This window comes from Streptomyces sp. TRM64462, assembly GCF_013362995.1.
Lineage (GTDB): Bacteria > Actinomycetota > Actinomycetes > Streptomycetales > Streptomycetaceae > Streptomyces.
On the sequence record NZ_JABWDV010000421.1, the window covers coordinates 1 to 4,649 of the forward strand.

Below are 4,649 nucleotides of genomic sequence, written 5' to 3' on the forward strand. Positions count from 1 at the left end.
CCACCATCGTGTTGACGGTGTTCTTCAACTCCAGCATCTCACCGGCCACATCGACGGTGACCTTCTGCGACAGGTCACCGTTCGCGACCGCCGTCGTCACCTGCGCGATGTCCCGCACCTGACCCGTCAGATTCCGGAACGCCGTATTGACCGAATCCGTCAGGTCCTTCCACGTGCCGGCCGCGCCCGGCACCTGCGCCTGCCCGCCGAGGAGCCCCTCGACGCCAACCTCGCGCGCCACACGCGTCACCTCGTCGGCGAACGTACGCAGCGTCTCGGTCATCTGATTGATCGTGTCCGCGAGCTGCGCGACCTCGCCGCGTGCGCTCACGGTCACCTTCTGCGACAGGTCACCGTTGGCGACGGCCGTGGTGACCTCCGCGATACCGCGCACCTGGGAGGTGAGATTTCCGGCCATCGTGTTGACGGAGTCGGTGAGGTCCTTCCATACGCCCGCGACACCCGGCACCTCGGCCTGGCCGCCGAGCTCGCCCTCCGTACCGACCTCGCGGGCGACCCGCGTCACCTCGGAGGAGAACGACGACAGCTGGTCCACCATCGTGTTGACGGTGTTCTTCAGCTCCAGCATCTCGCCGGCCACGTGCACCGTGACCTTGCGGGACAGATCACCCTTCGCGACCGCCGTCGTCACCAGCGCGATGTCCCGCACCTGCGCCGTGAGCCGGTACGCCATGGTGTTCACGGAGTCCGTGAGGTCCTTCCACGAGCCCGAGACGCCGCGCACCTGCGCCTGCCCGCCGAGCTTGCCCTCCGTACCCACTTCGAGCGCGACCCGCGTCACCTCGTCGGTGAACGACGACAGCTGGTCGACCAGGTTGTTCGTGGTACGGGCCACCTTCAGGAACTCTCCGCGCAGCGGCCGCCCCGCTGCGTCGGGCCCCTCGGAGCGCAGCTCCATCCGCTGCTGCAGGTCGCCGTCCGCGACCGCGGCGAGGACCCGCCCCACCTCGGACACCGGCCGGGTCAGGTCGTCGACCAGGGCGTTCGCCGCCTCGATGGCCGACGCCCAGGCCCCTTCACTGGCCCCGACCTCCAGCCGCTCCGACAACTTGCCCTCGCGCCCGACCACCCGCCGCACCCGGGCCAGCTCGCCCGTCAGGTGCAGCTTGCGGTCCGCGACCTCGTTGAAGACGGCGGCGATCTCCGCCATCGTCCCCTCGCCGGTCACGGTGAGACGCCTGCGGAAATTGCCGTCGCGCATTGCCACCAGGGCGGACAGCAGCCGCTCCAGGGCGGCGGCGTCCACCTCGACGGTTCCGCTGCTGCTTCGGGACCGTCCGCCCTTCGCGCGCGTGCTACCGCCTCGCGCCGCCACGCCAGACTCCACCGTGTCCCTCCCGCAAGGGTCGACCGTACTGCTCGGGCTCGTACTCGTACGCGTATCTGCTACTCGGGTGCCGAAGGCTCCGGCCGCCGCCGAAGACCACCCCGGGGGCGCGTCCGGCTGCCGCTGGAAGCCTTCCCAGTGTTTCACCGCAAGCCGACCAGGCCATAACAGTTCGGCAGCTTCGCATAACGTCCCCGCACCCGGGGGACGGAAACAGCGGTGACCACCATCCGCCCGGACTGCGAAGGTAAGTAACCTGGCATGCGGCTGTCCAACCCGCCCCGGTCCGCCCGGCGGGGGCGGAGTGGCACAGCAGGAGCACCGGGTACCGGGAGGGGCGGGGCCGATCATGGCGGAGCCGGGCGTCGAGACGCGTACGAGGAGTTCTGTGATCACCGCGCGGGCGGCTGCCAGTTTCGAACCTGTGGGGCGGTCGGTCGCGGCCGCCCGGGCCTTCGTCCGGGACACCCTCCAGGGCTGGGGATACTCCGACGTCGTCGACGACGCCGTCGTCCTGACCAGCGAACTCGTCACCAACGCCGTGATCCACGCCGGCACCGCGGCCGACGTCCTGTGCCTGCGCACCGAGCACGGCGTACGCGTCGAGGTCGCCGACCGCTACCCGGAGCGCGAGGTTCCCCTCCAGGGCAGCGGCCAGCCCGTCGCCGCCCTCGACCGCGAGAACGGCCGGGGACTGCTGCTGTGCGCCGCCCTGGCCGCCCGCTGGGGCGTCGAGTACTCCCCCGCCCGCAAACACGTCTGGTTCCAGCTCGACCTGCCCGAGCGCCCCGTCGGCACCCGCCACGCGGGCCCCGCGCTCCCCAACGCCCTGCTGCCGGTCGCCGACGACCACGTACGCGTCGCCGTCGTCCAGATCGACCGCGCGGGCGCCATCGCCTCCTGGAACGACGACGCGGAGCATCTGTTCGGCTACGCCGCGGACCAGGTCATCGGCAAGCACCTCGGCGACTTCGCGGCCTGGCCGCACACCCCCGGCACCAGCACCGGCCTCGCCGAGGCCCTGCAGCTGTCCCGCTGGGAGGGCAGCTACGGCATCCGCGGCGCCGACGGCCGCGTCATCCCCGTCTACGCCTCCCACCTGCGGGTCCGCGACACACACGGCGAGCCGTCCACCGTCTGCCTGCTGGTGCGGGACTACGAACGCGCCGTCCTGCAGACCCCGGCCCGCACCGCCGGCGGCGACGCGTCGGGCGAGGGCCGCTCCATCGACCCGTTCGAGGTCTTCATCGGCTCCCCCGCCCCCGACGACCTCGACGGACTCCTCCAGCGCACCGTGGAACGCGCCCGCGACATGCTCGACGGCGACGCCGCGTTCCTGCTGCTCGCCACGGACGACGAGACGGAGCTGGAGGTACGGGCCTCCACGGGCCTGCCGTCCGCCCGCCAGCGCTTCGCGCGCGTACCGGTCGAAGCGGGCACCAGCCGGTACGCGTCGGCCCGCATGCCGGCCGTCCACGAGGACCTGGCGGCCGTCCCCGGCTCCGTACCGCTCCTCAACGGCACCGGCATGCGCTCGGTCGTCACCGTCCCGCTCAAGGTCGAGGGCCGCCTCACCGGCTCCCTGGGCGTCGCGGCGGAGGCCGCGGGCCGCTACTCGAACGAGGAGGCCCTGCGGCTGCAGTTCGCCGCCGACCGTATCGCCCTGGCCGTCGAGTCGGCCCGCCTGGGCGAGCTGGAGCGGCTGCGCCGCGGCTCCCTCAGCTTCCTCGTCGAGGCGTCCGATCTGCTCGCCGGCACCCTCGACCGCGACCAGACACTGGCCTTGATGGCCCAGATGACGGTCCCCACGCTGGCCACCTGGTGCGCCGTCTACACGATCGCCGACCAGGCGTCGGACCCGTATCTGTCGTACGTACTCCACGAGGACGAGGAGCGCATCGACGGGCTCAAGGACCTGCTGTCCGGGATCGCACCGCCGGAGCCGGTGCCGACGCCCGGCGCCCGCGTCTGGAACGCCCCGGCCGAGGCCGCCCACCAGGCGGCCCTGCGCACGTCCAGGCACGAGCTGGATCACGCGGAGACGGCGTCCCCGCTGTCCTCCGGGATCGGTACGACGCTGGCCACGGCCGCCGCGGTCGGCGGCGAGACCGTCGTCCTGCCCCTGGTCGCCCGCAACCGCGTCATCGGCATGCTCACGCTGGGCAAGCCGTCCGACGACCACTTCCGCCAGGAGATCCTGGAGCTGGCCGAAGACCTGTCCCGCCGTGCCGCCCTGGCCCTGGACAACGCGCGCCTGTACAGCGAGCGCATGGCCATCAGCCAGTCCCTCCAGCGCAGCCTGCTCCCGCCGGGCCTCCCGCAGATCCCGGGCGTCGAGGTCGATGTGATCTACCGCGCGGCCGGCGAGGGCAACGAGGTCGGCGGCGACTTCTACGACCTGTTCCCGATCCGCGACAAGGCGTACGGCTTCGCCATCGGCGACGTGTGCGGTACGGGCCCGGAGGCGGCCGCCGTCACCGGCCTGGCGCGGCACGCGCTGCGTCTGCTGGCCCGCGAGGGCTTCGGCGGCCCCGCCGTCCTGGAGCGCCTGAACGCGGCCATCCTCGACGAGGGCGCCCGCAGCCGCTTCCTGACCCTCCTGTACGGCGAGCTGTGGCCGCAGGAGGACGGCAGCGCCCTTCTGAAGGTGGTGTGCGCGGGCCATCCGCTGCCGCTGCGCCTGCGCCAGGACGGCACGGTGGAGCCGGCCGCTGAGCCTCAGCCGCTGCTGGGCGTCATGGAGGATCTGGAGCTCTACGAGCAGACGGTCACCCTCGACCCGGGCGATGTGCTGCTGTGCGTCACGGACGGCGTGACGGAACGCCGCGAGGGCGCGCGCATGCTGGGCGACGACGGCCTGACGGAGGTGCTCCGGACGTGCACGGGCCTGACGGCCGGCGCGGTCTCGGCACGCGTGCTGCGCGCGGTGGAGCGCTTCGCCGCGGAACCGGCCTCCGACGACATGGCGATCCTGACGATGCGCGTCCCGGAGCCGCACCATCAGTGAGCCGTACGCGGACATGAAGAAGGCCCCCGCCTCACGGCGGGGGCCTTCTTCCGTTCGGAGCCCCCAAACGGAATCGAACCGTTGACCTTCTCCTTACCATGGAGACGCTCTGCCGACTGAGCTATAGGGGCCTGCCGTTCGCGGGGTTTCCCTCGCGGCGACGGGAAAACTATACCCCGAAAGAGTCACGGTGCCTAATCGGCTGCCGACCGTCGGCCGCCGGCGGTAAACGCGGAAAGCCCCGCACCATCGGTGCGGGGCTTCCCCAAAAACTGTTCGGCGGTGTCCTACTCT

General features: G+C 71.9%; 2 protein-coding genes and 1 tRNA gene. 1 reads left to right on the top strand and 2 read right to left on the bottom strand.

Translation table 11 applies throughout. The annotated features are described in order from the left end of the window. Nucleotides 1-1,267 (bottom strand): HAMP domain-containing protein (locus HTZ82_RS26465; RefSeq protein ID WP_309235696.1); only part of this gene is annotated, 1,267 nt, incomplete at its 3' end. A gap of 430 nt (nt 1,268-1,697) precedes the next feature. Here HTZ82_RS26465 and HTZ82_RS26470 point away from each other — a divergent pair. Beyond that, nucleotides 1,698-4,355 (top strand): SpoIIE family protein phosphatase, encoded by a 2,658-nt coding sequence (locus HTZ82_RS26470; protein ID WP_175411899.1) that lies wholly within the window; start codon nt 1,698-1,700, stop codon nt 4,353-4,355. Nucleotides 4,356-4,413: 58 nt separating this feature from the next. Here the strand turns inward: HTZ82_RS26470 and HTZ82_RS26475 are convergent. Then, nucleotides 4,414-4,486: transfer RNA gene (locus HTZ82_RS26475), tRNA-Thr, on the bottom strand. Nucleotides 4,487-4,649 lie beyond the last annotated feature (163 nt).

Excerpts from the sequence above, each read along its gene's own strand:
- HTZ82_RS26470 (WP_175411899.1), top strand. The coding sequence starts at position 1,698 with ATGGCGGAGCCGGGCGTCGAGACGCGTACGAGGAGTTCTGTGATCACC.